Here is a 25,511-nt window from a genome sequence, read left to right on the forward strand (position 1 = left end):
ACTAGCCAGCGACCGCCCTTTTTAAGGTGGTAATCGACATCATGGTGGTGCGAGTAAGTAGAATCTTTTTCATACAAGCAATTTGCCGTATAGACGTCTATAAGTCAACCGCAGTTTTCACCACACTGTATTGCAAAAAGTGAAACACTCTTTAAAAAACATTTCTTTTTAAGGTACAAACCCGTTTTACCTCACTACGCCGTTTAAGTGTGATACTACACATTGGCTTCTCAAAGCCGTATTGCACGGTGCTTGCTGCTATGACAAAGGTGCGGCATGCAAAATGAGTAAACAAATGAGCGACCGGCGGCCTTTGCCGATTAATTTATTTTGCAAGCTTGCTTCAAAAAGGGCGCAGTTGCGCTTTCCTTATTCTTCGCAACGTCTTTTGGTGTGCCCCACGCCACGATTTGTCCACCGTCCTCGCCAGCTCCCGGCCCCATATCAATAACGTGGTCACTAGCGGCGGCCACTTGCATATTATGCTCAACCATCACCACGGTATTACCGCTATCCACAAGCGTACTTAAGTGCTCCAAAAGCAGTGCAGTATCTGAAAGGTGCAAACCTGTGGTCGGTTCGTCCAGCACATAAAGGGTGTTATTGTTTTGCGCACGCTTAAGTTCAGAGGCCAACTTAATACGCTGGGCCTCACCTCCTGATAGCTCGGTGGCACTTTGCCCCAGTGTAAGATAACCAAGGCCAACGTTAATTAGTGTTTTAAGCCCTCGCAAAACTGCGCTGTTATCCTCAAATACATCCTGCGCCTCGTTGACTGTAAGAGATAAAATATCGGCAATAGAGTGTTTTTTATAGTGAACATCTAAAACCTCATCCTTAAACCGTGAACCATTACAGACCGAACAAGGTGAATACACACTGGGCATAAATAGTAATTCTACCGACACTACACCTAGTCCTTCACAGTTGGGGCATCGGCCTTTGGTCACGTTAAAAGAAAAATGACCGGCATCATACTCACGGCTTTTGGCGTCGTCAGTGGTAGCAAATAAGCGTCTGATTTGGTCGAACATGCCCGTGTAGGTTGCGAGCGTCGAGCGTGGTGTTCTGCCTATAGGAGACTGATCTACAACCACTAAGCGACTTATATTATCTAACCCGCTGGCGATAAAGCCCTCTTGGGTAACCTTATCTTCGGATGAAAGTAACGCGACCTCATTAACTTCACCGTCAGTTTTATCTTTAACGCTACCCAATCCCTCTTTTACTAGCTCCACCAATGCTTGGCTAATAAGACTCGACTTTCCAGAGCCTGAAACGCCAGTAACCGTTGTCATAACGCCAAGGGGAATATCAATATCAATGTTGTTTACATTGTTTCTGCTCACGTTTTTAAGACTTAGCGTCAATGATGAGTTACATTTTTCTCTTGATACGAGGGGTTTGTCATTGAAAACAAATTCTGCGGTTGGCGAAGTCTCTACCTTCGCGAGTTCATCAACTGGCCCACTGAATATCAGCTCACCACCCTCTTTACCGGCACTAGGGCCAATATCTACTACCCACTTAGCCCCTTTAATCACATAGGGGTTATGCTCAACAACCAACAGAGAATTACCCGCTTTAGTAATATCATGAAGCGCATTAACTAAGGACTCGACATCGCGAGGGTGCAACCCAGCCGAAGGTTCATCCATAACATAAACCACGCCAAATAAATTGGATTTTAGCTGAGTAGCGAGGCGCAGTCGCTGTAACTCGCCAACCGAAATAGTAGTAGTGCTTCTATCTAGTGAAAGGTAATGCAGACCTAGCGCGATAATAGGTTTAATTCTATCGATGACATCGTCCGCTATGTTTCTTATGACTTGTGCCCTTTCTGAAGTATTACCTGCTACTGAACCCCGCAGCTTATTCATTTTTTCATTAACCTCGCGCAGCGGTAGCCTTGAAAAGTCAATAATATCGACACCCTCTACCGTAACGTTAAGGGCTTTTTTCTTAAGCTTTTTACCATGACAACGGGGGCACGGTTTAACGGAGAGGAAACGGGAAATACGCTGCTTAACTTTTTCTTTTTGTGAGGTTTTAAAGGTATCTAAAACGTGACGCCTGGCGCTTATAAACTTCCCTTTATAGCTAGCAGGTTCGCCCTCTGCTAGCGCTTTGCGCGTTTGTTCTAGGTTGTAATTTCGATAGACAGGCATTTGTGGCGCCTCGTCTGTATATAAGATCCAATCGCGCGTCGCTTTCGGCAATTCACGCCACGGCACATCCACGTCAATATCAAGAGACAGCAGCACCCGCACAAGATTTTTACCTTGCCACGCACCGGGCCAAGCCGCCACAGCCCCTTCTCGAATGGTTAGGGTATCGTCAGGCACTAAAAGCTGAGCTTGAGTATCAAACACTTTACCGATACCGTCGCACCGCTCGCATGCGCCTTCAGGTGTGTTGGGGGAAAATCCGTCTGCATAAATAATAGCTTGGCCTTCAGGGTAATCCCCTGCTCGGGAATAAAGCATTCGCAGGCTGTTAGAAAGGGTAGTTATACTGCCAATAGATGAACGCACTGATGGCGCTTGGCGACGCTGATGTAAGCCAACGGCTGGCGGTAATCCCTCCAAGGCATCAACTTCTGGCTTTTCGACTTGTTCTATTAGACGCCGGGCGTAGGGCGATATGGAATCTAAATAACGATGCTGCGCCTCGGCGTACAGCGTACCAAACGCCAACGAGGACTTGCCTGAGCCAGATACGCCGGTAAAAACGACAACGCAATCTCGAGGTATATCAACGTTGATATTCTTTAAGTTATGTACGCGAGCACCGCGTATCTGAATTCGCCCTTCATCCTTATGCACCTATTCACCTATATCGTTATTTGCACTGAAACTGCGGCCCTTTTTAACAATGTAAAGGCCGACAGACGTTATAGTGTGTAGAGATTTTGGCTTTTTTTCGATCAGTAAATCAGGCAGCTTGCTAACTATCTGAGACGATATGTTGAGCCAAAAAATCCACTAATAATCTAATTTTAGGTGCGACATTACGGTTTGAAGGGAACACCGCCCATATCGCTTCTTGCTTATCTTTGTATTGGGGAAATACTTCAATTAACTTACCCGAAGCCAACGCCTCTCGCACATAAAAGCCAGGCAGCTGGGCGAGCCCTAAACCTGCAATAGCTGCACTGCACAGCGCATTTCCACTGTTGTATCTAACGCGCCCCTGTACCGGTAGCGCACGTATGGTTTTATCAACTAGAAAACGCCAATAGGGCTGCGACCCCACCAATAGTGTGTGTTTTTTTAAGTCTTCTAAGGTCTTTGGACGACCATTTTCCTTAAAGTATTGCTCGCTTGCGCACACGTATAAATGACGTGTGGCAAGCTTTTTAGCCACCAGCGTCGAGTCTTCCAACTTTCCAATGCGAATGGCTAAATCGAGGCCCATATCCACGATATCGAGCTTTTCATTCGAGAATATGCACTGCACGCTAATACCTGAATACTTCTGCATAAATGCATTGAGTAGCGGTGCTATAAATGCTTCGCCAAATGCTACAGGCGCTGTGAGTTTAATTAAACCCTGCGGTGAGTTTTGCAAAGCGCTAACTGATAGCTGGGCATCTTCGAGCGCCTTTAATGCTGGCAGTGCTTGTTCACAATATAAAGTACCGGCTTCGGTGAGTGAAACGCTTCGCGTAGTACGATGCAGTAATTTTACGCCAAGCTGCTTTTCTAAAGACGCCACTTTTCGGCTTATTTGTGCCACCGACGTATCAAGCTTATTAGCTGCGCCGGTGAAATTACCTACCTCAGCAACGGCGCAAAACTCCGCTATGCCCTCTAAATATTTCATCAATGCTACCCGTAAATTCGTCAGCCATTAACACGCACGTCGCGCTCCACTCCCCTAATATTATTCATTCGTCGACATTATTACAAATATGCAAAAGTGATTTACTAAAATTGTATTTATCAATAGTAATCTGTCTCCTATACTTTGGCTTATAAAGCGTTATCAAATAATTGATATAAAGGAGTCATAACATGGCATCGTTCAAAGATTCGTTGCAAGAAGGTCAAACTCACATTAAGTCAAAAGCCGCCGTTGCTTGGGGCCCAGGTGAGCCACTTAAAATGGAAGAAGTCGATGTAGAGCTGCCTAAAAAAGGCGAAGTTCTCGTTCGCATCGTTGCAACTGGCGTATGCCACACTGACGCGTTTACCCTTTCAGGTGACGACCCAGAAGGCGTATTTCCTTCCATTTTAGGGCACGAAGGTGGCGGTATCGTTGAGATGGTCGGTGAAGGTGTTACTAGTGTAAACGTTGGCGATCATGTTATTCCACTTTATACCGCTGAGTGTGGCGAGTGTAAGTTCTGTAAATCAGGTAAAACTAACCTTTGCCAAGCGGTACGCGAAACCCAAGGTAAAGGCCTAATGCCAGACGGCACAAGCCGTTTCTCTAAAGATGGCGAGCCAATTTATCACTATATGGGCTGTTCAACGTTTTCTGAGTACACGGTTCTACCTGAAATATCGCTAGCGAAAGTAAACAAAAATGCCCCGCTGGACGAAGTTTGCCTACTGGGTTGTGGTGTAACTACAGGTATGGGTGCAGTACTTAAAACGGCTAAGGTTCAAGAAGGTGACACGGTTGCTATCTTTGGTTTAGGCGGCATCGGTTTATCAGCCATTATCGGCGCACGCATGGCAGGCGCGGGTCGCATCATTGGTATTGATATCAACGAAAGCAAATTCGACCTAGCCAAACAGCTTGGCGCAACTGATGTAGTAAACCCTAACAATTTCGACAAGCCTATTCAGGAAGTCATTGTTGAAATGACCGACGGTGGCGTTGACTACTCGTTTGAGTGTATCGGTAATGTGAACGTAATGCGCTCTGCCCTTGAGTGCTGCCACAAAGGCTGGGGCGAGTCAGTAATTATCGGTGTAGCCGGTGCGGGCCAAGAAATTTCAACTCGTCCATTTCAGCTAGTAACAGGTCGTGTATGGCGCGGCTCTGCCTTTGGTGGTGTAAAAGGTCGTTCAGAGCTTCCTGGCATTGTTGAACAATACCTCAATGGTGACTTTGGTCTTCAAGAGTTCATTACTCACACCATGGGCCTTGATGAAATCAATGACGCCTTCGACTTAATGCACAAAGGTGAAAGTATTCGCTCTGTTGTGCATATGGATAAGTAAGCGTTAGCTACTTGTAAGAACGCAAAGGAGAGGTTAGACCTCTCCTTTTTTTATTCTCTTCAAATCACGCCCTGCTCTAACGCCCCATGGTACTTAATGCTAAAGCCGATAGTAAATACTTAACAATGGCTTTTATACCTTGGACAATAAGTAAGCAAATGTGTAACGTAAGAAGGTATTAACAACGTCACTATTTAGCCTTGTCAGCATTGAGCTTTCCATTATGAAAAAGACCCAACTTGCAGTACTTGCAAAAATGAAAAATACACCATCGCTTCAAAAGTCTAAATTAGGTCGCGTTGTTACTATTGCGTGTATTAGCGTAGGGCTAGGATTGAGTTTATGCGCAAACGCTTATCATGAAGACAGTTCAACACAGCAAGCAAGTGACGAAACGCCGATGAGTACCGCACCGACCCTTACAACACTCACCAACTACCAACAAAACGCGCCCTTTATGTATTCTTCTGGCTTGCCTGATGCCTCTCATCTTTCTTTGCTAAAAGAGAAAGGGGTAACTCACGTTATAGATTTGATCCCGGGAGATCGAGCGAGTGAGATTTTAACTACCTCAGAATTAGGGCTTGATTACTTTAATGTACCCGTTGATTGGGAAGGCCCTACGCTCGCTAACTTTTTAAATTACGCAGCGTTTATGCAAAACGTAGATGTCAATAAAGATAAGGTACTCACTCACTGTAAACTGAATTGGCGGGGTGCCGCTTTTACCTACCTATACAGAATTAACGTACTTGGAGAAAATGAACAAACTGCCAAGAAAGATCTTATGGCTATTTGGCACCCTAACCCTACGTGGTATGCCTTTATGAATGAAGTTATCACTCACTACAATGGGGTAAACGGTAAACAAGTAGCGATGTCGTTTGAGGCCGCCTCTGAAAGCCAATAAATTTCAGCGCTTCCTTAATTAGTTTTTAAACCACTTCATTCCTATTACACATATATGAAATTTCAGATGCCTTATTGACACATACGAAATTTCATATACGATACATCACATACGAAATTTCATATGTGATGAAACTTATGTCTACGTGCTTACTTTCGCCCTTAACATTTTTTAAGTGCCTGTCGGAAGACACCCGTCTAAAAACGCTTCTTATGCTTAGCGTGAAAGGTGAATTGTGTGTGTGTGACCTTACCGATGCCCTGCAATTAAGCCAGCCAAAAATTTCTCGACATCTTGCAGACCTTCGCAAGTGCGGCTTAGTGCTTGATACGCGTAAAGGTAAATGGGTGTACTACAAACTCCACCCTGAATTACCGTCTTGGGCATTAGAGGTTATAACCAATACAGCCTCACACAACGGTGAGTACATCAACGGCCCATTGGCCAATTTAACGTGCGCAGACTGTTAATATTTCTACCCACAACATTAACCATAAAACGTTAGTTTAAGACCGGTGTTCACCATCAACCATTTCATATCTATAGAGGTTACTTCGGTAACACAAGACTATTAAAAGGTGCTTAATGAAGATTCTATATATTTGTACGCATAACCGTTGTCGCAGCATCCTGTGCGAAGCTATCACCAATGCATCTAAAGGTAATGTGGAAGCACGCAGCGCGGGAAGCCAGCCTGTAGGTGAAGTACACCCGCTCTCCCTTAAATATTTGGCCGAGCGTGGGATTGATACCCAGGGCCTTAGAAGCCAATCTTGGGATGAGTTTGAAGACTATAATGCCGACCTTGTGGTGACGGTATGTGACTCGGCAGCAGGCGAATCGTGCCCCGTGTATTTTGGTAAATCACTTAAAGTTCACTGGGGCTTGGAAGACCCTTCGAAACTAGAAGGCACAGAGGAAGAAAAAGCGAAGGCGTTCAATACCACCATCGATATTATCGAAAAGCGTGTTGCCGCGTTAGCTGAGCTTGCTGACAAAAATCTAGATAAATCCGCGCTTAAAGAGGCGCTATCAAATTTAGGAGCGAATTAATGAGCAAGGAGGTATCAAACAACAGCACACCTTCTGTGCAATCACCGTCTGATAATGCGGTAATGGAACACATGCACAAACCCATAATGGCAAACTTTGCTTCAACGTTCTCACAGCATAAACCCCGTATTTTATTGCTTTATGGCTCACTTCGCGAACGCTCATACAGCCGCTTGGTCATTGAAGAATCCGCGCGTTTGCTTGAATACTTTGGTGCAGAAGCCAAAATCTTTGATCCTCGCGGTTTACCCCAACCCGACACCGAAGATGATTCACACCCGAAGGTTAAAGAGCTACGGGAATTGATGATGTGGTCTGAAGGGCAAATATGGTGCTCACCAGAGCGTCACGGCAGCATTACTGGGATCATGAAAAGCATTATAGATTGGGTGCCGCTCAGCCTTGGCGGCGTGCGCCCTACGCAAGGTAAAACCTTGGCAATTATGCAGGTCTCAGGGGGGTCTCAATCGTTTAACGCGGTAAACCAAATGCGTATTTTAGGTCGTTGGATGCGTATGTTAACTATTCCTAATCAGTCTTCGGTAGCAAAAGCGTTTCTCGAGTTTGAAGAAGATGGCCGAATGAAACCTTCTCCCTACTATAACCGCATAGTAGACGTGGTGGAGGAGTTAGTTAAATTCACCTTGCTTACCCGCGACAACAAAGCGTTCTTGGTTGATCGCTACTCTGAGCGCGTCGAAAGCGCCGAAGAAGTCAGCAAACGCGTTAACCAAAAATCGATATAAGAGAGTTATAAAATGGGATTTTTTGAACGTTATTTATCGGTATGGGTCGGCCTTTGTATTATAGCCGGGGTTGGCTTAGGCTATGCTGTTCCGGACCTATTCGAGTCGATTGCGGCGTTAGAATACGCGCATGTTAACTTAGTGGTTGCCGTACTTATTTGGCTAATGATTTACCCGATGATGGTGCAGATTGACTTTGGCTCTATCAAAGACGTGGGTAAAAAGCCAAAAGGCTTAGTGCTTACCCTTGTTGTGAATTGGCTAATCAAACCCTTTACCATGGCCCTTTTAGGCTGGCTATTTTTTAAAGGCATTTTTGCCGACTGGGTAGACCCGCAAACGGCCACTGAATATATCGCCGGTATGATCTTACTTGGTGTAGCACCTTGCACAGCCATGGTATTTGTATGGAGTCATTTAACCAAAGGTGATGCTAACTACACACTGGTTCAGGTGTCGATTAACGACCTTATTATGGTTATTGCGTTTGCGCCACTTACCGCCATGCTGCTGGGCGTAACAGATATTACGGTACCCTGGGATACGCTGCTTCTTTCGGTGGCCCTTTACGTGGTACTTCCCCTTGTAGCTGGCTATATAACCCGTCGTAGTTTAGAAAAGAAGAAGGCGACTACGTCAGGCCAAAATGCTGGCACAGACACAGGCGCTATCGATGCACTGGTAAATAAGTTTAAGCCGTTTTCAGTTATTGGCTTGCTCTTGACCATTGTGATTCTGTTTGGCCTGCAGGCAGAAACTATTCTCTCGCAGCCACAGGATATTGTGCTAATAGCAATACCTTTGCTTATTCAAACCTACGGTATTTTTGCTATCGCCTATTTTGCCGCAAAACGCCTGAAGCTGCCTCACAACATTGCAGCCCCTGCATGCATGATTGGTACGTCTAACTTTTTTGAACTGGCCGTAGCCGTAGCAATTTCCCTGTTCGGGCTACACAGCGGTGCCGCGTTAGCGACCGTAGTGGGCGTTCTGGTTGAAGTACCAGTAATGTTGTCGCTTGTGTGGTTTGCTAACAGAACGCGTCACTGGTTCGATGGGGCGAACTGATATCGTTTCAGACCAGTAAACACTGCGCTGGTGTAACATTGTGGATACCAGCGCGATTGTAAAAGCAGCGCTTTAACGAAGAGATAACAAAGAAGGGCGAACCATGGGTTCGCCCTTCTTTTTTAACCAGTTACGCGGTTTTGCAGCTACACAGCAATAGCAGTTTGATAGGTATCAGGAAGAATAAAACCGAAGCGGTGTAACAAGGCTTTTAACTCGTCTTGCTTAATGGGCTTTTCTATAAAGCCCAATGCACCTAACGACATTACCTTTTCTTGCATCATTGGCTGAATGTCGCCGGAAACCACGATGACAAAGGTTTCTAACTGACGGTGTTTAATTTCACTTAGAACACTAATACCACCTAAGATAGGCATGGTGAGGTCGAGCAATACCAAATCTATGGTGTGATGCGCTAGTACTTCTAAAGCGTCCATACCGTTAGACACTTCATAAATGGTTTCAGCAAAGCCCGTAGGTAAATTGCTTCTTGCCATTTTTCGTGCGAGCGCTGAGTCATCACAAATTAATATATTAAAACCCATCAGCTTCAATCGTATAATTGGTTATTAATCCGTCATCAGAATACCTTAAACGAAAGTATAATAAAACAAAAAGTACCTGATTTATGGCTACTTACGCGCTATGTTCAGCAAACTCCCCTCACTTAAGGGCCGGTTTTGTGGTAGATATAACGTGGAGTGAAAAAAGGAATACATGCCCATGCAAGAGTTAGCTGCAAGCCAAGATAAGAATTTGGTGCGAAAGGTGGCCTATCAAATTTTATCCCATTTCGACAAGAGTTATCGGTGGTTCACCCGCATCACCCGTGGCGCTCAAGAGCGGTTTGAAAAGGGCAATTGGAAAGAAACCCAACTCGCCTCAAAAGAACGCATCACCATATACGAGCAAAGTTTATCTGATGCCGTTGCTGAAATTTATCAGTTAACGCAGGTCCATCAAAAAGACGACGCTTTCTGGCAACAGCTTAAAAAAGTGTTCGCCTTACAGCTAGAGGGCCACCCGCAGTTCGAGTTGGCAGAAACCTTTTATAATTCTGTTATCGGCAGACTTTTCAAGCATCGCAAAATTGACAATGACATGATGTTCGTATTGCCCAGCCGTTGCTTTTTACCAGGGCAAGACAGGGACAAGGTAGTTAATAGCTTCGATACAACAACAACCGTGCGTGAGATGTACGAGTCTATTTTCAAAATTTACCGCTACAATATTCCATTCGAGAATTTTGAGCGCGACCTTCAGCACTTAGAAGAAGCTCTTCGCGCACGCCTTGACAAAGCGCAACTAGCAAGTGTTCAGGCAGTAGAAATTCTTAAACCTACGTTTTTCAGAGGTAAAGCAGCTTACCTCATTGGGCGTATTTGCATGCCAGATGAAACCCTGCCTTTTGTTATCGCCATGCGACGATACAATGACCCCAACATGTTCGTTGATGCACTGCTTACCGACCGCAAAGATTTAAGCGTTATATTCGGGTTTGCCCGCAGCTACTTTATGGCTGATACTCAAAACCCTGCAGAAGTGGCTGCCTTTCTTCAAGAACTACTTCCCAACAAAAAGCACTTTGAGCTTTATATGTCGATGGGCCACTACAAACACGGCAAAACGGTTTTCTACCGTAACTTTTTGCAGCACTTGAGTGAGTCAACCGATAAATTTGAAGCGGCCCCGGGAATACGCGGCCTTGTTATGATGGTATTCCACCTACCCTCTTATGGTGTGGTGTTTAAAATCATCAAAGACGAATTCGCTGAAAGTAAAAAGATCACGCGCCAGCACGTTAAAGAATGCTACAAGCTGGTAAAAATGTCAGACCGCGTGGGCCGAATGGCTGACACCCACGAATACGTAAACTTTAGATTTCCGCTAGATAGAATTGAGCCTGAATTAATCGAAGAACTAAAAGAGACGTGCGCCTCGAGCTTAGAATTCACTGAATCTGAACTCATCATTAAACATATGTACATTGAGCGGAAAATGACGCCGCTTAACTTATATCTACAGCAAGAAACAGACGAAGAAAAGGTAACACGAGCGTTAGACGAGTTGGGGCTTTGCATAAAACAAATAGCAATGGCCAATATATTTCCGGGAGACATGCTACACAAAAACTTTGGCATCACCCGTCATGGCCGTGTGATATTTTACGACTATGATGAAATATGTTTAATGAATGAGCGTAACTTTAGGACATTGCCAAAGTCGGATGACCCGTATGCTATTGATACCCTTTCCGTGGCCCCAAACGACGTATTTCCCGAACAATTCGAACACTTCATTGTAGGGAAGCGCAAGTTTAAAGATATTCTAAAGTCGCTACATGGTGACCTTATGACCCCCGAGTACTGGCATGAAGTACAAAAAAAGTGCGCCCGGGGCGATGTTCAACATTTTACGCCATACCGGGCAAACAGGCGATTTGACCGAGACGAGTAAGGCTTAGCCATAAGTCTAAGCCTTGGTAAACACGACTAATTCCGAGCTACATACCAAGGCTTAAAAGTGATCGTTTCATTACTTAACACTCGTAAAAGCATAAGAAAGCGTTAATGCTTTGCGACTGTTTGAGTTCGCTTGCTGTAAAACAATCTCCTTTTTAGGGTAGCAGCAATGCCAATCAAGCGTGTGAATGTAGATAAACAAAAGAAGCGTAATAATGAAAGTGCTACTTGTAGAAGATGATCCTAAAGTTGCCTCGCACATTGCAAATGGACTATTGGGTGAAGGGCATGAATGTATTACCGTTGGTGACGGCGCATCAGGCTTCAACGAAGCCTCAAGTAATGAGTTAGATGCGGTAATTTTAGACGTAATGCTGCCGGAACTTGACGGTTTTTCTGTCTTGGAAAAACTACGAGAGGAAGGTAACACCACACCCATTCTGCTATTAAGTGCCAAGAGCCAAGTTGAAGACAAGGTAAAAGGTCTACGCACAGGCGCAAACGACTACCTGACCAAACCTTTCGCCTTCGAGGAATTGTTGGCGCGTGTTGAAGGTTTAGCTGGCCGCAACAAAGACGGCGAAGATAAAACCCTCATCAAAGTCGGCGATCTCACCCTCGATTTAGTAAATCGCAAAGTGTTGCGAGGCGATCAAGAAATTGATCTTCAATCGAAAGAGTTTCAGCTCTTAGAGTGTTTGCTTCGTCACAAGGGTAAGGTTGTTACCCGGAGCATGCTGCTAGAGCAAGTTTGGAATTATCATTTCGATCCGCAAACCAATGTTATCGACGTGCATATTAGCCGCTTGCGACAAAAAGTTGATAAAACGTTTAATGTTCCGCTTATTGAAACCGTTCGCGGTACCGGTTATCGCATAGCGGATGGGCTTGCATGATAGCGATACGCGACTTTACGCGTAGCTCCAGTTTTCGCGTAGGCGTATTGCTCACAACCCTAGCTTGCATAGCCATTGTTCTAATTGTTTATTTTTGGCGATTAACGAGTAGCGATTTATTTATTTCCGAATCTAATGCTGCCGTTAACGCCAAAACAAATGCGCTTGTCACCCTGTACGAAAGCCTTGGCATTGAGGCAGTGAGAACGGCTATTGCCTCTAATAGCCTCACATCTGGCGTTACTGCCTCGGATACCGCTCATGGTCAACCCTCTGATAATACACGCTCTTTCGTAGTACTTAGCAAAGATAACCAGATTGTAGCGGGCAATTTATCATCCATTCCATTGGTGTTAGAACGCCATACTGGGGCAAGCTTCGATACCGCAGAAATAGTAATTACCCGCCCTGGTAACGCGGCTCGCAAAACACTCCATCAAGCCCTAATGAGAGAAGAAGCCCTTGGCGACTATACGCTTTATGTTGGACGTGGCATTGATGATTTGTACAGCGCCCAGTGGTTTGGAAAAACCTTCAGCTGGATTATTGTTGTCCTTTTATGCACCTTGAGTATTCTTAGTTTTGCTATTGCGGTTTACGTGGTGAATCGAATAAACCGTATGTCTCAAACTGCAGATAAAATCATTAAAACCGGTAGCCTGCAGGAGCGACTTCAAATTGACAGCAACTGGGATGATTTAAGCAGCCTTTCCATTGTATTCAATCAAATGCTCGATACTATCGAAAGCTCGGTAAACAACATCAAGTCGGTAACCGATAGCATCGCACATGACTTGCGTACCCCGCTTTCAAGACTTCGCAACACCCTAGAAAAAATTGAAGACGACGAACTTCGCATCGACACTACGCAAGAAGCCGACAACTTACTTAACATGTTCAACAGCTTGCTGCGTATTAGTGGGCTTGAGACAACAAACAAAAAAGAAGGGTTTTGCACAACCGATGTCCGTGCCATTGTCGAGGACGTTGTCGATCTTTATCATCCACTGGCAGAAGAGCGTAATATTCATTTATCAAGCAGCCTTGCACCGGTCACCATGACGGTGGACCCTAATTTGCTTTTTCAAGCAGTGGCTAACGTACTTGATAACGCCATCAAATACTCTAATGACAATAGCGAAGTTACCGTTGAGCTATGTCAAACACCTCACCATTTCGTTATATCTGTTTTTGATGAAGGGGTGGGCGTAGGTGAAAACGAAATTATCAATTTAGAGCGCCGTTTTTATCGCGCAGATGGCAGCAGAACCACCAAAGGAAATGGGCTGGGCTTATCTCTTGTATCGGCTATTGTAAGGCTTCATGAAGGGAAAACATGGTTCGTCCACGACCCTTTAATGAAAGGGCATGGCCTGGGCGTCGTGTTTACATTCAAACGTTAACGTAGAAGCAGCCTTAAGGCTGCTTTTGCATAAATATGGTCACTTCGGCCATGACAATACCAAACTTACGAATGTACGAGCGGTTCATCATGGTGCTGTCATCAAATGCCCAAAACCAATCGTCAAAGGTCACCGAATAGGTTGTGTCATCCACCGGTAAATCCATTTCGTAGTGAAAGTTAAACGCATTGCCGTAGCTTGTGCCTTTGGCCGGTCCGTCGATGTCACCAGCCCGCCCTACATAGGTATTATCACTCTGTTTCACAATTTTCCAGGTACGTGAACCCGGCCCCTCGCCTACACCGTAATCAAACGTTTCGTCTAGCGTGAGTGTATTGCCGTTAATTGAACCGTCAATATCAACTACAAACCTCTGTACCACCTCGCCTGAGCGATTTTGAACAATACCCCATGCCTTCACATTTCCATCGAAGAACTGTTCAATATTAAACGTAGGGGCTATCGACTGATAATCTTCCCCTTCAACTGACACAGAGCAGCCCGAAAGGCCTAGTACACTTAAACTAGCTATGCTTAAACCCAGCACTACTTTCATCGCATTTTTTATCATTGTTATATTCCTGACATACCAAAAGATCCGCAATATTTTAAAAGGAAGATGATTCTCTTATCCTTCCCCGAGTAACTTTTTCCTAAACTTAGGCTCTGATGTTTTCTCGCTCAGCCAAATATCGAAAAAGCGCTGGGTGAATGTCGCGTCTTGAATTTCATCTGATATTTCCCCATTGACGTAAAACACACTTTTACCGCCTTTTGTCGCAATACCGGTAATGACATCGCCTTCTGTCACATCAGGAAAAATATCTTCCATCAACGCCAGCCATCGCTCGGCATTGTCCGAAGATACATCACCTTGCTTTTTCATTTCATCAATGGAGCGCTTGGCTATTTTCTTCCCTTCAAGGTCACGCTGATAAGTTAAACGCAACGCAAAGGGCGGTTCGTTGTTGTACGTACCGTTAGGCGCGATTAACTCTCCGGTATAAACATCCCAAAAGTAGTAAGAAAACATTCCTTTGCCCACTAATTTGGCATTAGGCACATACTGCGAAATAGGCTCAGACTGCACTTGTTTTGAGCTCGCTTCCCCCGCAAAAGCGTTATCTTCCATGAACATCGCCCCCGCAATGAGCGCTATAGAAAATATCAACGTCGATTTTATAGCCATAAATTTGCTCGAATTAGGTGTAATAATAGTTAGGTTCTTTTCTTAACTCGCTATCTGGTTATACTCTTTCCACCATGCATTTGATCAATAACAGATAGGCGCTTACCGTGCTATCCCTTGAAGATTTCAAAACTTCACTCACACTTCCTTCGCCTGTAGAACCGTTTTTTCCAAAATGGAAAGGGGCTGAGAAGGTATCGCTCTTCGTTAAGCGAGACGACGCCATACACCCTATTATGTCGGGGAACAAATGGCGCAAGTTAAGAAACGCTTTTCCCCCTTCTCTACCCAAGGCAATAGTGAGTTTCGGGGGCGGTTTCTCTAATCACCTCCACGCCCTAGGCTTTATCTGCTTTAAGCTGGGTATCCCTTTCACCGCGATTATTCGAGGTGACTATTCGGCTACCCCCTCACCGATGATTAAAGACTTGATACAGTGGCAAACTCACATTGAATATGTGGACCGTATAACCTACAAAAAACGTAGCGATAGCGCTTATTTAAATGAACTAAAGCTGCAGTTTCCCGATGCGATTATCATTCCAGAGGGCGGAAGCCAAGCCCAAGCGCTTCAAGGGATAAAAGATATGGTCGATGAAATCGAGGTAGACTTTGATTTTATCGTCGCGCCCGTCGCAAGCGGCGCAACCTTGGCGGGGATAGTTAATGCGTTAAAAACCTTTAACACGGGCTCGATTAAAAACGCCTCCCCTACACCACAGCGTAAAGCTATAGGCGTTGGCGTACTCAAGGGTGAAGGGTATTTGGAAAGCTTGGTCGAACAGTTTCTTCCAGACTCACCCCGCCGTGAAGTTCAACAAAACATACCTGCTGGCGAGCGCTCAAAAATACCTGACCGAAACCAAGAGGCACAGCTTTGGCATATCAATCACGACTACCATTTTGGTGGATATGCTAAAGCCCCCATTGAACTTCAAACGTTCTGCTGCGACTTTAATAACACCATGCCATTTAAGATAGAGCCCGTGTATTCAGGAAAGGCGTTTTGGGCAGTGAAAGACCTGCTTGCAAAAGGCGCATTTAACGACGGCGCACGAATTGTTATTTTACATACAGGTGGTTTACAGGGTGCCAGATAAAATCTTTTTATAACAAAGTCTTGTATAGTTTTTATGGCAGTGCTAAAACTAGTCACGTGGGACGATTAATCCCGCGTAATCATTAATAACAAAACAACAAGAAGTTTGTCGCAGGATGCGGCATAAACACAAAAAAGCTTGCTACCTGCAAACTTCATCAAGGACTGATCATGAAAGATATTTTCTTTTTCGACTCTATGCTTACTCCCAAAATAATCACCTTTGTCTATTGGCTGCTATTATTGGGCTCTGTAGTCAGTGGCGTATCTACAATGTTTGTTGGATACGACGCTAGCTTTGTTTACGGTTTATTTATTTTAGTATCTGGCTGTATTGGCGCGAGAATCTGGTGTGAACTACTTATCGTACTGTTTAAAATTCACGGCAATTTGCAGAAAATCGCAAGCAAAGAGTAAAGCGCATTTGTAAAAAAAGTGTCGCGCTATGCGGCACTTTATTAATCCGCCACAGGGTAACCAAACAGCCTTTTGAGCTTGGCTTTTAATCCTTTATCCTGCTGAAGCTGGTCAACAAGTACGCCAAGCTGACTGAGATTGGCGCTAAGTGGGTTATCCTTCGGCATCTTCCCAACAATGCCGTACTTTATCGTTATCGTTTTGTCTTCACGAACAAAGGTGCCAAATAGCTTGTCCCAAATGATAAGCACACCACCGTAATTTTTATCAATATAGGGAGCGTTCGTCGCGTGGTGAATGCGATGGTGCGTAGGCGTATTGAAAATACGTTCAACCCAGCCTAGATGTCCAATTGTTTGCGTGTGAACAAAAAACTGATAGGCCAAATTTATAGCCACAATGGCAAAAACTAAGCTTGGCGTGAACCCAATTAAAATCATTGGCACCCAAAAGAGCCACATTCCCACAAATGGGTACAAAATGCTTTGCCTAAACGCCGTGGTGAAATTCATTTTTGTTGAGCTGTGATGAACCACATGAGCCAGCCAAAACCAGTGTATGTTGTGTGAAGCTCGGTGAAACCAATAATACAAAAAGTCTTGCAGGATGAAACCTGCAAAAAGTGATAATGCCGTAAGCTCTATGTTAAATAACGAAAACTGGTGTAACCATAGAAACAAAGGCATTAATAGTAGTAATACCAAAGCATCAGAGCCCTGATGAAGCAGTGCAAGTAAGGCATTGTTCACACTGTCTTTTACGTTATAAAACTGCCGTGCTTTTTTGAACTCCACAAAAACACAAAGTAAAAAAACCGGGCTTAAGCCAAGTAAAATAAGCTCAACGGGAATCAAAACGGGCTCCTAATCTATTCAAACATTGCTCAATATCGTTTTGTAAAAGGCGTTGAAGCAGCCAGCGTGGTATATACCAAGGCGCACGACACGTTATTTGATAAGAAACCAAGGTAGCGTTCTCTTGAGGCACAAACTCGATAGACCCTGTATGCGCTTTTACGGGGAAATCACCGACAACACGATATTCAATACGCTTATCATCAGCGTGAACCATTTCCTCTTTAAACCGAACGCCTAGTATTGATACTTCTCGAACGCAGCCTTTCCCCCCGCTTATTTCATTTGTATTTTCTTGCCGTAACACACTAAAAGAGGCGTTGAAAAAATCACTCAAGTTGTGGTGGTCTAGCAAAATATCACGCAGCGCTTGGGGTTTCGCTGCTATTTTCTTCTGGTAATAAACATTGACCATTTGACACTTATCTTTTTTTCTTATTGTGACTCCAACGCTATCAAGCATAATTTGACATTCACTATTTATCTTGCGCTAATGCGTCAGTGTTTTTGTTATTTTGCGACAAGCCTATGCCATCAGTTTCACCGCCTTATGCCCAGAGTATAGTGAACTATCTTGTAAGTTTAGGGTTTAATGAAATAGAAATTACAACCCAAGTCAGCGCGCCAGCAGTTTCCCCTTCTTCCTCTCGGGTTTCTATGCAGGACTATGTTTCGCTATTAAACAAAGGCGCATTACTTACCAATAATTCCCTGTTCGGCTTTGAGCTAGGTAAACATATTCAAGCGAAAGACTACGGCGTACTCGGCTACTTGGTGGAAAGTTGTGAAAATTTAGCTCAGGCCATTCAAGCGTTAACTCGCTTCGACGCATTAGTGGCAAACATAGGTAACACCACCGTCGTTAATGAATCGACCAACGTGCATATCAATTGGAAACCAAAAAGTGACGAATGCAAACAAATGGTATTGCGCAATACAACCGCTTGGGTTGCCACCGTCTACAAAATATTGGGGCAGGCGTGCCAAATACATGCTATCACGTTTACCTTTGCGCTCAGTGTTCGTGAACGGGGCACGCTGGAAGCGTGGTTCAACTGCGATGTGATGGGTGAAGCTGATACCAATGCCATCATTTTCCCCCAGTCGGTATTACATATACCCTTTACTAGCGAAAATAGGGCAATGTTTAGCGCGCTTATAGCAGTAACAGAGACAGAACTTCGTCGATGCTATCAGCAGGGTAATTCACCGGGTGAAACTGATGCATTTGAACACATTAGAGTTAGCGTTGAGGCGCTGTTAAAAGCCCAGCCGACGTTAAAAGGGTGCAACCAACAGCTTATTGCTAGCGCACTTTTCATTAGCCCTCGCACCTTACAACGAAAACTAAAGCTAAGCGGAACTAGTTTTCAACAGTTGCTCAACGATGAAAGAAAATGTCGCTTAGACAAACTGCTAACGTACCACTCCATTGCTGACACCGCAGATTTACTTGGGTTTAAGGAGCAGTCCTCGTTTACTCACGCCTTTAAAAAGTGGTATTCAACTACCCCTTTGCGGTATCAAAAGCAATTAGTTAAATAAGCGCCAACACAAAACCTGCGTGTCAGGAGTACTGTGCTTTAGCGTTGCGTTGCATTGTTTTGGTTGCGCACATATTAAAAACTCTAATCAAAGTTTCCCAAAAGTCACAGAACAGGGCAAAAAACGCGGGCTACCGACCAAAAATAAGACTGATTTCACTATCGCTTAAGCGATTATTAAACTAATGTGTCAGTGGAAGCGTAGGAATTGGTAAGTGTCAAGCAACGCTAACTCAAAGGAGATACGCTATGATCGACCGTCCAGTTACATTGCCAACGCCTTTAAATACACTGGTGACTAAGTCACTAGAGTTGTGTGAGCTCATGCTACCCGTATGTGATGTGTTTTACCCCTTTGCCGCTATTTACGAGAATGGTCGGATTGGCTGTATTTTTGCCGATGAAACCGGCAAAAAAAAGCGAGAGTCTCAGCTTATAGAGCAGCTGCAATGGCGCATTATTGATACTACCACTGATACAAATAGTTACAGTGTGTTGGTATACGCTGCAACAGTGAATACACAGGACAGCAAAACCTTAGACGCCATTGCTATCGCAACAGCTACCCCTAATCACGAGGAACGCCTTATCCTTTACCCTTACTATAGAGTAGATAATAAGATAGTTATCTCACCCCCCATTGACACAGTAACGCGTTAACGTTTACACAGCAGGGTGTGTACTACCTTTTACATTCGTTGTTACGATTAAAATTTTTTGGGCTGTCTTTGCTTGCCAAATCCCCTTGGTCTGCTAGCATTCAGCCCAAATTTCATTAGCCAAATTAGGGATTAGTTATTATGTCTCGCGTTTTAATTATTGGTGCTGGCGGCGTTGCGTCGGTAACTGTGAAAAAATGTGCACGTTTACCGCAGCATTTCGACGAAATTTACTTAGCCAGTCGCACAGTATCTAAGTGTGAAGCACTTCAACAAGAAGTGGGTGCCGACCGCGTAAAAGGCGTTTTCGCTGTTGATGCCGACAATGCAAAAGAAGTTGAAGCACTGATCAACGAAGTAAAACCAGACCTAGTAATCAACCTTGCGTTGCCTTACCAAGACCTTCCTATTATGGACGCGTGTCTTGCGACCAATACGCATTACCTTGATACTGCTAACTACGAGCCTAAAGACGTAGCGAAATTCGAATATTCGTGGCAGTGGGCTTACCAAGACAAATTCAAAGATGCAGGTATTATGGCGCTGCTAGGCAGCGGCTTTGATCCAGGCGTAACTAACGTTTACACGGCATATGCAGCAAAGCACTACTTCGACGAGATCCACTACCTTGATATCGTAGACTGTAATGGCGGCGACCACGGTCAGGCTTTTGCGACTAACTTCAATCCAGAGATCAACATTCGTGAAATTACCCAGCGCGGTCGTTTCTGGGAAAATGGCGAGTGGAAAGAAACCGATCCGCTAAGCGTTCGTGAAGATCTGGATTATCAGAACATTGGTGTTCGCGCGTCTTACCTAATGTTCCACGAAGAGCTGGAATCTATTGTTAAGCACTTCCCTACCCTTAAGCGTGCACGCTTCTGGATGACATTTGGCGATGCTTACTTAAACCACCTGCGTGTACTTGAAGGCATTGGTATGACGAGCATTGAGCCCGTGGAATTCCAAGGTCAACAGATTGTGCCGTTAGAGTTCTTAAAAGCGGTACTTCCTAACCCAGGTTCACTTGCTGAAGGCTATAGCGGCATGACGTGCATTGGCACCTACATTACGGGTATTAAAGATGGCAAAGAAAAGACCATCTTTATTTATAACAACTGTGAGCATGCTAAGTGCAACGAAGAAGTAGGCGCACAAGCGGTGTCTTACACCACGGGCGTACCGGCCATGATTGGCGCAGCACTTATGCTTAACGGTACTTGGAAAGAAGCCGGTGTTTGGAACATGGAGCAATTCGATCCAGACCCATTCATGGATATGCTTAACGAGCACGGCCTACCATGGCACGTACTTGAGTGTGAAAGCAGCCCTTTCACCAAATAAGTAAGACATAAGGGCGCTTTATTAAGCGCCCTTTTTAATTGAAGCCTCAGATATAAATCTCACTCATTGTCACTTTGAGCTATGAGAAAAGGTGTAATACAGTAGTGCTTCTTAAATGTTAAAAGCAGTTTTATTTTTGGAGCTTTACCCCATTGACCGATTTAACCCAACGCACTGATATCCCTTCTCCTTGCTACGTGTTAGAGGAAGCTAAGCTAATTCGAAACCTTGAGCTTATGAAGCGAGTCCAAGAGGAGTCTGGTGCCCGCATTATTTTAGCGCTGAAAGGCTTTTCGATGTGGTCATGCTTTGACATTATTAAACAGTATTTACACGGTGCGACGGCGAGTTCGGTATGGGAAGCTAAACTTGCCGCTGAAATGGGGAAAGAGGTGCATGCTTACTCTCCAGCGTATAAAGCAAACGACGCAAAAGAACTAGCAGGCTTAGTTAATCACTTATCGTTCAATAGCCTTAGTCAATGGAACACGCATAAAGAAGCCTTAGCTAATGTTTCACTAGGTCTTCGCATCAATCCAGAGCATCAAGAAGCCGATACACCCTTATACGACCCAGCGGCGCCAGGTTCGCGCTTAGGCATACGCGCTAGCGAGCTAGAAGATGTGGATCTGACGGGTATAGAGGGCTTTCACTGCCACAATCTTTGCGAGTGTGATTCTTTTGCCACGGCACGCACCCTTGAAGCTATCGAAAAGCGCTTTGGCAAATGGCTCGGTCAATTGAAATGGTTGAACCTAGGTGGCGGACACTTAATGACGAGCGAAGGTTACGATGTTGACCACCTTATATCTACTTTGAAAGATTTCAAAACGCGCTACCCTCATTTAGATGTGATTTTAGAGCCAGGGTCTGCCGTTGCGTGGCAAACAGGCCCGCTTATTTGTGAGGTCGTGGATATGGTGGAAAACGACGGGGATATCGCCATTTTGGACATTTCAGCGACAGCACACATGCCAGACGTACTGGAAATGCCCTACCGCCCTACAATTCTGGGCGCCGGAATGCCCGATGAAAAAGCGTATAACGTGAAGCTTGGTGGTAATTCGTGCCTTGCAGGCGATGTTATTGATACCTACTCCTTCGACGAGCCGCTAAAAGCCGGTGACCGCTTGCAGTTTGAAGATATGATGCACTACACCATGGTAAAAACCACGTTCTTTAACGGTGTAGAGCACCCTGCTATTGGTATTTTACGAGCTCATGGCGACTTTGAACTGGTTCGCGAATTCAGCTACGAAGACTTTAAAGGACGTTTGTCGTAAACACGTTACAAACACAAAACCCGCCAGTTGGCGGGTTTTGTTTGTCTAAGCTTTACGACTAAACCACGCCGCTTCCCGACGCGGTTTCAGAGTTATCAATCTCGCCTTCAGCTAACACTTCATTATCTAGCTCGATTTTGAAAGATGTACCTGGCTTGCCTTGCAGGCTATAGCGAAATCCGTACATCTCACCTTCGTTTAATGAAACGTCCGTAACACCGTTTGGATGAATTAAATCGTAAACGCCAGAGTCGTTGGCTTGAGAAAATATATCTACCAGCCATTTACCGTCAGGCATAGTAATTTTAAGTGTCTTTATCATCTGCATCTCCTTTAGCACTTAGCCTTTCATTTACCGAGGGCTAACGTAGAACGTACTACTTTGTATTTTGCCAAAGGCACTTAAGATCAATCTTGCTTAACAGGGCTTATGCTTTTGCATCGAGCCCTGCTTGATACAGCGCATTCTTTTTTAAATCGTAATGGCTGGCTACCACGGCTGCCGCTTTTTTAAGCGGCATATGTTCACATAACGTGTTTAATAGCGACATTGCTTCGCTTGGAATTGCCTGTTCATTTATTTGAGCCGGCGCAATCATCACCACGAACTCTCCCTTTTGGTGCGCAGGTTCTGCGGTTAGATAGTCGATGACATCTTGCGCACTACCACTAGCGTAGGTTTCAAATGTCTTAGTAAGCTCTTTAGCGACTACTATATTGCGCTCTCCTAATACCCGCTGAATATCGGTAACCGTATCGAGAATACGGCGAGGGGCTTCGTAGAAAACCGTGGTAAAAGGTCTGTCTAAAAGCGCTGACAATGCGCCTTCTCGCGCCTGGGTTTTAACCGGTAAGAAGCCTTCAAATATAAATTTATCTGTGGGTAGGCCCGAAGCACTTAACGCCGTGATTGCCGCACACGGGCCGGGAAGCGCACTCACTGAGATACCCAGTTCTCTGCACTTACGCACCAAAATAAAGCCGGGATCGCTAATTAACGGGGTACCTGCATCACTAATAAGCGCCACAGACTCGCCGCCCTTCAACCGCTCACAAAGCATGGCCGTTCGCTTATCTTCGTTGTGTTCATGAAGCGAAAGGGTTTTGGTTCCAATACTAAAATGTTGTAACAGACGAGCGCTATGGCGAGTGTCTTCAGCAGCAATCCAGTTAACTTCACTAAGTACACGAATTGCTCGTGCGCTCATGTCGTCTAAATTGCCGATTGGCGTAGGAACAATATATAAGGTGGCGGTGTCTGTCATAGCAGTGGTGTAGTCTTTCGTTAAATATGAAGATAATGCCACAAGTGTAACACGCCATTAGTCCAGATTATGCTGGCAAGCGTAGATTTTCACAGTGGTTAAGATAAACTTGGCCTATAACGATGTAAAAGGAATGAAACTGTGCGTCATCTCGGACAAGCTGGAAAAATTTTTACGCTATCAGCCGTTGCTTCTGTGTTGGTATTATCGGGCTGTAGCAGCACCCCAAAGCCGCAATCTAAACCTGTGGCGGTAAATCCTACGCCTATTGAAACCACAAAGGTTGAAGAAAACGTCACGCCAGAGCACAAGCTTCTTGAAGCCAAAAGAGCTTGGGAGCGCACTCGCGACAAAAATAAGCGCGATGCACTTTTACTTCAAGCGGCGGATTTATACATTCAAAATAATCAGCCTGTTTTAGCACAACAAGTGCTTTATGAAGTGAAAGAAGACGGGGTTTCAAATGCGAACAACGCTTACTATTCCTTACTGGTAACGAGAACATATGCTGGCATGCCTGATGCGTCACCTGATGCATTACTTGCGATGTTAGACAGTGTGGATAGCACTGGCGAAACTGGTTACGAAAAAGCACAGTTGCAAGCACAGCTTTATTCACAGCAGGGTAATTTGGCTGCGGCAGCAAATAGTGTACTAAAAACCAATATGCCTGATGCGCAAAAAGTAGAGCAAGTGTGGCAATGGATAACGGCAATACCCAAAGAGTCTCTAGCGCGGGTAGGAGAAACGTACCCGGCACTTTCGCCCTTTATAACACTGCGCAAACTGACCGAAGAAAATGCCGCATCACCCGCTGAGTTAGCGCGAAACCTACAGCAATTCCAACAAGTATATCGTGGCCACGTGCTAGCGACATCGTTACCAGAAAACGTTCTTGAAGCAACCCAGCTTACCGAAGCTGGCGCGAATGACATTGTAGTGCTTCTTCCTCTTTCAGGAAGGTTAGCTCGCACCGGCCAAGTGGTGAAAAACGGCATTATGGCCGCATATTATACCGATGTAGAAAAACGCCAAGATGAAAAGCTTCTACCTAGATTGCGATTTATTGACACTCACGGCGCAGATAGCCAACAGCTCGTCGATGAGATTGGTTCCACCAAGTTCGTCATTGGCCCGCTTTTAAAAGATACTATCGAGCATTTAGTGCCTAATTTACCCATTGGCGTCAATGTACTGGCTTTGAATCGCCCCGATGACTTACCAGTACATAGTGAGTCAAAAAGCCCACTGGATGCTTCAGCAACACAGGTATTACGTGCAGATAATAAAGCCGAAGCCACCGCGCTTAAACAGCCAAGTATGCAAAGTGAATTCAGTGAATTAGGTTTACCCACCTCTTTGAACTACTACGGGCTTGCGCCCGAGGATGAAGCAAAGCAGCTTGCCGAATTTATCTTTAATAAGGGGTATAGAGCCCCCATCGTTATTGCTGCGCAAAGTAGCTTGTACCAGCGAATGGATGATACGTTCAAGAAACACTGGAAAACCTTAAATAGCGCAGAGAACAAGCAGCGTACGAATATTACCTCTGTTACGTTTAACGACAGTAATTCACTTCGAGAGGGTATTACCCAAGCGCTAGACGTTGCGCAAAGTAACGAACGCATTAATCAAATTGAGTACATGACCAACGACGAAGTGTATAACATGCCTCGTAGTCGCCGTGACATCGACGCTATCGTTGCTTTTGCTTCACCGCAAGACACCGAACTGCTCAACCCAATTATTGAAGCAAGCCTAAACCCCTACGACGGTAAACAAGTGCCTGTTTATGCTACTTCTCGCTCAATGGATTACGATAGTGGTAAAAACCAGTGGCGGGATCTGCAAAACGTTCACTTTATCGATATGCCGTGGTTAATGCCTTCACATAAGTGGCAGCCGTTGCAAAAAGAAGTTGAGCAAGCGTGGGATAATCAAAATACTATGCAAAAGCGTTTGTTTGCGTTCGGCTTTGATGCCTACAAACTCCTTCCACAGCTAGGCATGCTTAACACGCTGAATTATTTATCCCACGACGGGCTGACAGGAACACTTTCACTCAACCAGAAAGGCGAAGTGATACGCAAACAACCCCAAGCCATTATTCGTAACGAAAAAGTGCACATGCTTTCGGAGTAAAGA

25 protein-coding genes are annotated in these 25,511 nt (G+C 44.8%); 16 read left to right on the plus strand and 9 right to left on the minus strand.

Annotated elements, in window-relative coordinates; translation table 11 throughout:
- Nucleotides 1–320: 320 nt before the first annotated feature.
- Complete coding sequence (locus tag ACX5J7_RS13240; RefSeq protein ID WP_474376371.1) at nucleotides 321–2,825, minus strand: excinuclease ABC subunit UvrA; 2,505 nt, start codon at nucleotides 2,823–2,825, stop codon at nucleotides 321–323.
- Between the two features lie 121 nt (nucleotides 2,826–2,946).
- Nucleotides 2,947–3,825: a LysR substrate-binding domain-containing protein gene (locus tag ACX5J7_RS13245; RefSeq protein ID WP_474376372.1), complete on the minus strand. Its 879-nt coding sequence runs from the start codon at nucleotides 3,823–3,825 to the stop codon at nucleotides 2,947–2,949.
- A gap of 191 nt (nucleotides 3,826–4,016) precedes the next feature.
- Here ACX5J7_RS13245 and ACX5J7_RS13250 point away from each other — a divergent pair, with 191 nt between their 5' ends.
- The 6 genes from ACX5J7_RS13250 to arsB all read left to right on the plus strand — a co-directional run bounded on the left by ACX5J7_RS13250 (nucleotide 4,017) and on the right by arsB (nucleotide 8,951).
- Nucleotides 4,017–5,174, plus strand: a complete 1,158-nt coding sequence (locus ACX5J7_RS13250) for an S-(hydroxymethyl)glutathione dehydrogenase/class III alcohol dehydrogenase (protein WP_071952501.1) — start codon at nucleotides 4,017–4,019, stop codon at nucleotides 5,172–5,174.
- A gap of 223 nt (nucleotides 5,175–5,397) precedes the next feature.
- Entirely contained in the window at nucleotides 5,398–6,084 is a 687-nt protein-coding gene (locus tag ACX5J7_RS13255) for a protein-tyrosine phosphatase family protein (RefSeq protein WP_474376373.1), read from the plus strand.
- Nucleotides 6,085–6,221: 137 nt separating this feature from the next.
- Nucleotides 6,222–6,554 (plus strand): metalloregulator ArsR/SmtB family transcription factor, encoded by a 333-nt coding sequence (locus tag ACX5J7_RS13260; protein ID WP_278384432.1) that lies wholly within the window; start codon nucleotides 6,222–6,224, stop codon nucleotides 6,552–6,554.
- A 115-nt stretch (nucleotides 6,555–6,669) separates the two neighbouring features.
- Nucleotides 6,670–7,137: an arsenate reductase ArsC gene (locus tag ACX5J7_RS13265; protein WP_020746475.1), complete on the plus strand. Its 468-nt coding sequence runs from the start codon at nucleotides 6,670–6,672 to the stop codon at nucleotides 7,135–7,137.
- Between the two features lie 62 nt (nucleotides 7,138–7,199).
- Nucleotides 7,200–7,883: an arsenical resistance protein ArsH gene (gene arsH, locus ACX5J7_RS13270; protein WP_231125194.1), complete on the plus strand. Its 684-nt coding sequence runs from the start codon at nucleotides 7,200–7,202 to the stop codon at nucleotides 7,881–7,883.
- Between the two features lie 12 nt (nucleotides 7,884–7,895).
- A complete protein-coding gene (gene arsB / locus ACX5J7_RS13275; RefSeq protein WP_278384433.1) occupies nucleotides 7,896–8,951 on the plus strand; it encodes an ACR3 family arsenite efflux transporter in 1,056 nt (351 codons plus the stop codon).
- A gap of 146 nt (nucleotides 8,952–9,097) precedes the next feature.
- Here the strand turns inward: arsB and ACX5J7_RS13280 are convergent, their stop codons facing one another.
- Entirely contained in the window at nucleotides 9,098–9,496 is a 399-nt protein-coding gene (locus tag ACX5J7_RS13280; protein WP_012519529.1) for a response regulator, read from the minus strand.
- 178 nt (nucleotides 9,497–9,674) lie between these two features.
- Between ACX5J7_RS13280 and aceK the strand changes: the two genes are divergently transcribed.
- The 3 genes from aceK (at nucleotide 9,675) to ACX5J7_RS13295 (ending at nucleotide 13,712) form a co-directional block, all read left to right on the plus strand.
- A complete protein-coding gene (gene aceK, locus ACX5J7_RS13285; protein ID WP_278384435.1) occupies nucleotides 9,675–11,408 on the plus strand; it encodes a bifunctional isocitrate dehydrogenase kinase/phosphatase in 1,734 nt (577 codons plus the stop codon).
- 220 nt (nucleotides 11,409–11,628) lie between these two features.
- Nucleotides 11,629–12,309, plus strand: a complete 681-nt coding sequence (locus ACX5J7_RS13290; RefSeq protein ID WP_278384436.1) for a response regulator transcription factor — start codon at nucleotides 11,629–11,631, stop codon at nucleotides 12,307–12,309.
- Nucleotides 12,306–13,712, plus strand: a complete 1,407-nt coding sequence (locus ACX5J7_RS13295) for a HAMP domain-containing sensor histidine kinase (protein WP_278384437.1) — start codon at nucleotides 12,306–12,308, stop codon at nucleotides 13,710–13,712. The genes ACX5J7_RS13290 and ACX5J7_RS13295 overlap by 4 nt, the downstream gene beginning before the upstream one ends.
- A gap of 13 nt (nucleotides 13,713–13,725) precedes the next feature.
- Here the strand turns inward: ACX5J7_RS13295 and ACX5J7_RS13300 are convergent, their stop codons facing one another.
- Together ACX5J7_RS13300 and ACX5J7_RS13305 are read right to left on the minus strand one after the other, a co-directional pair.
- Nucleotides 13,726–14,283, minus strand: a complete 558-nt coding sequence (locus ACX5J7_RS13300; RefSeq protein ID WP_012519533.1) for a DUF3833 domain-containing protein — start codon at nucleotides 14,281–14,283, stop codon at nucleotides 13,726–13,728.
- A gap of 57 nt (nucleotides 14,284–14,340) precedes the next feature.
- Nucleotides 14,341–14,901 (minus strand): chalcone isomerase family protein, encoded by a 561-nt coding sequence (locus ACX5J7_RS13305; protein ID WP_278384438.1) that lies wholly within the window; start codon nucleotides 14,899–14,901, stop codon nucleotides 14,341–14,343.
- Nucleotides 14,902–15,008: 107 nt separating this feature from the next.
- Here ACX5J7_RS13305 and ACX5J7_RS13310 point away from each other — a divergent pair, with 107 nt between their 5' ends.
- Both ACX5J7_RS13310 and ACX5J7_RS13315 read left to right on the plus strand, forming a co-directional pair.
- Complete coding sequence (locus tag ACX5J7_RS13310) at nucleotides 15,009–16,001, plus strand: 1-aminocyclopropane-1-carboxylate deaminase/D-cysteine desulfhydrase (RefSeq protein ID WP_278384439.1); 993 nt, start codon at nucleotides 15,009–15,011, stop codon at nucleotides 15,999–16,001.
- 170 nt (nucleotides 16,002–16,171) lie between these two features.
- Nucleotides 16,172–16,417, plus strand: coding sequence for a DUF4282 domain-containing protein (locus ACX5J7_RS13315; RefSeq protein ID WP_020744159.1), 246 nt, complete (start codon nucleotides 16,172–16,174; stop codon nucleotides 16,415–16,417).
- 41 nt (nucleotides 16,418–16,458) lie between these two features.
- Here ACX5J7_RS13315 and ACX5J7_RS13320 read toward each other — a convergent pair whose 3' ends face one another.
- Both ACX5J7_RS13320 and ACX5J7_RS13325 read right to left on the minus strand, forming a co-directional pair.
- Nucleotides 16,459–17,271 (minus strand): sterol desaturase family protein, encoded by an 813-nt coding sequence (locus ACX5J7_RS13320; RefSeq protein WP_278384440.1) that lies wholly within the window; start codon nucleotides 17,269–17,271, stop codon nucleotides 16,459–16,461.
- Nucleotides 17,258–17,686 (minus strand): SRPBCC family protein, encoded by a 429-nt coding sequence (locus tag ACX5J7_RS13325; RefSeq protein ID WP_278384441.1) that lies wholly within the window; start codon nucleotides 17,684–17,686, stop codon nucleotides 17,258–17,260. The genes ACX5J7_RS13320 and ACX5J7_RS13325 overlap by 14 nt, the downstream gene beginning before the upstream one ends.
- Nucleotides 17,687–17,799: 113 nt before the next feature.
- Between ACX5J7_RS13325 and ACX5J7_RS13330 the strand changes: the two genes are divergently transcribed.
- The 4 genes from ACX5J7_RS13330 to nspC all read left to right on the plus strand — a co-directional run bounded on the left by ACX5J7_RS13330 (nucleotide 17,800) and on the right by nspC (nucleotide 22,101).
- A complete protein-coding gene (locus ACX5J7_RS13330; RefSeq protein ID WP_498707319.1) occupies nucleotides 17,800–18,816 on the plus strand; it encodes an AraC family transcriptional regulator in 1,017 nt (338 codons plus the stop codon).
- 248 nt (nucleotides 18,817–19,064) lie between these two features.
- Complete coding sequence (locus ACX5J7_RS13335) at nucleotides 19,065–19,475, plus strand: hypothetical protein (RefSeq protein WP_278384444.1); 411 nt, start codon at nucleotides 19,065–19,067, stop codon at nucleotides 19,473–19,475.
- Between the two features lie 140 nt (nucleotides 19,476–19,615).
- The gene (locus tag ACX5J7_RS13340) at nucleotides 19,616–20,818 is read left to right on the plus strand and encodes a saccharopine dehydrogenase family protein (protein WP_012519544.1); all 1,203 of its coding nucleotides are present in this window, start codon (nucleotides 19,616–19,618) and stop codon (nucleotides 20,816–20,818) included.
- Between the two features lie 152 nt (nucleotides 20,819–20,970).
- Nucleotides 20,971–22,101 carry a carboxynorspermidine decarboxylase gene (gene nspC / locus ACX5J7_RS13345; RefSeq protein WP_278384445.1) on the plus strand — a complete coding sequence of 377 codons (1,131 nt, stop codon included), beginning with the start codon at nucleotides 20,971–20,973 and terminating at the stop codon, nucleotides 22,099–22,101.
- Between the two features lie 58 nt (nucleotides 22,102–22,159).
- On the opposite strand, the gene ACX5J7_RS13350 is transcribed toward nspC, so the two are convergent.
- Both ACX5J7_RS13350 and rsmI read right to left on the minus strand, forming a co-directional pair.
- Nucleotides 22,160–22,423, minus strand: coding sequence for a hypothetical protein (locus tag ACX5J7_RS13350; RefSeq protein WP_278384446.1), 264 nt, complete (start codon nucleotides 22,421–22,423; stop codon nucleotides 22,160–22,162).
- A gap of 106 nt (nucleotides 22,424–22,529) precedes the next feature.
- Nucleotides 22,530–23,366 carry a 16S rRNA (cytidine(1402)-2'-O)-methyltransferase gene (rsmI, locus tag ACX5J7_RS13355; RefSeq protein WP_041703509.1) on the minus strand — a complete coding sequence of 279 codons (837 nt, stop codon included), beginning with the start codon at nucleotides 23,364–23,366 and terminating at the stop codon, nucleotides 22,530–22,532.
- Nucleotides 23,367–23,507: 141 nt separating this feature from the next.
- On the opposite strand from rsmI, the gene ACX5J7_RS13360 reads away from it, so the two are divergent.
- A complete protein-coding gene (locus tag ACX5J7_RS13360; RefSeq protein WP_498707320.1) occupies nucleotides 23,508–25,508 on the plus strand; it encodes a penicillin-binding protein activator in 2,001 nt (666 codons plus the stop codon).
- Nucleotides 25,509–25,511: the final 3 nt, after the last annotated feature.

The organism is Alteromonas infernus (assembly GCF_902705815.1).

Excerpts from the sequence above, each read along its gene's own strand:
- ACX5J7_RS13245 (WP_474376372.1), bottom strand. The coding sequence starts at position 3,825 with ATGAAATATTTAGAGGGCATAGCGGAGTTTTGCGCCGTTGCTGAGGTA.
- ACX5J7_RS13250 (WP_071952501.1), top strand. The coding sequence starts at position 4,017 with ATGGCATCGTTCAAAGATTCGTTGCAAGAAGGTCAAACTCACATTAAG.
- ACX5J7_RS13255 (WP_474376373.1), top strand. The coding sequence starts at position 5,398 with ATGAAAAAGACCCAACTTGCAGTACTTGCAAAAATGAAAAATACACCA.
- ACX5J7_RS13260 (WP_278384432.1), top strand. The coding sequence starts at position 6,222 with ATGTCTACGTGCTTACTTTCGCCCTTAACATTTTTTAAGTGCCTGTCG.
- ACX5J7_RS13265 (WP_020746475.1), top strand. The coding sequence starts at position 6,670 with ATGAAGATTCTATATATTTGTACGCATAACCGTTGTCGCAGCATCCTG.
- arsH (WP_231125194.1), top strand. The coding sequence starts at position 7,200 with ATGGAACACATGCACAAACCCATAATGGCAAACTTTGCTTCAACGTTC.
- arsB (WP_278384433.1), top strand. The coding sequence starts at position 7,896 with ATGGGATTTTTTGAACGTTATTTATCGGTATGGGTCGGCCTTTGTATT.
- ACX5J7_RS13280 (WP_012519529.1), bottom strand. The coding sequence starts at position 9,496 with ATGGGTTTTAATATATTAATTTGTGATGACTCAGCGCTCGCACGAAAA.
- aceK (WP_278384435.1), top strand. The coding sequence starts at position 9,675 with ATGCAAGAGTTAGCTGCAAGCCAAGATAAGAATTTGGTGCGAAAGGTG.
- ACX5J7_RS13290 (WP_278384436.1), top strand. The coding sequence starts at position 11,629 with ATGAAAGTGCTACTTGTAGAAGATGATCCTAAAGTTGCCTCGCACATT.
- ACX5J7_RS13295 (WP_278384437.1), top strand. The coding sequence starts at position 12,306 with ATGATAGCGATACGCGACTTTACGCGTAGCTCCAGTTTTCGCGTAGGC.
- ACX5J7_RS13300 (WP_012519533.1), bottom strand. The coding sequence starts at position 14,283 with ATGATAAAAAATGCGATGAAAGTAGTGCTGGGTTTAAGCATAGCTAGT.
- ACX5J7_RS13305 (WP_278384438.1), bottom strand. The coding sequence starts at position 14,901 with ATGGCTATAAAATCGACGTTGATATTTTCTATAGCGCTCATTGCGGGG.
- ACX5J7_RS13315 (WP_020744159.1), top strand. The coding sequence starts at position 16,172 with ATGAAAGATATTTTCTTTTTCGACTCTATGCTTACTCCCAAAATAATC.
- ACX5J7_RS13325 (WP_278384441.1), bottom strand. The coding sequence starts at position 17,686 with ATGGTCAATGTTTATTACCAGAAGAAAATAGCAGCGAAACCCCAAGCG.
- ACX5J7_RS13330 (WP_498707319.1), top strand. The coding sequence starts at position 17,800 with ATGCCATCAGTTTCACCGCCTTATGCCCAGAGTATAGTGAACTATCTT.
- ACX5J7_RS13335 (WP_278384444.1), top strand. The coding sequence starts at position 19,065 with ATGATCGACCGTCCAGTTACATTGCCAACGCCTTTAAATACACTGGTG.
- ACX5J7_RS13340 (WP_012519544.1), top strand. The coding sequence starts at position 19,616 with ATGTCTCGCGTTTTAATTATTGGTGCTGGCGGCGTTGCGTCGGTAACT.
- ACX5J7_RS13350 (WP_278384446.1), bottom strand. The coding sequence starts at position 22,423 with ATGATAAAGACACTTAAAATTACTATGCCTGACGGTAAATGGCTGGTA.
- rsmI (WP_041703509.1), bottom strand. The coding sequence starts at position 23,366 with ATGACAGACACCGCCACCTTATATATTGTTCCTACGCCAATCGGCAAT.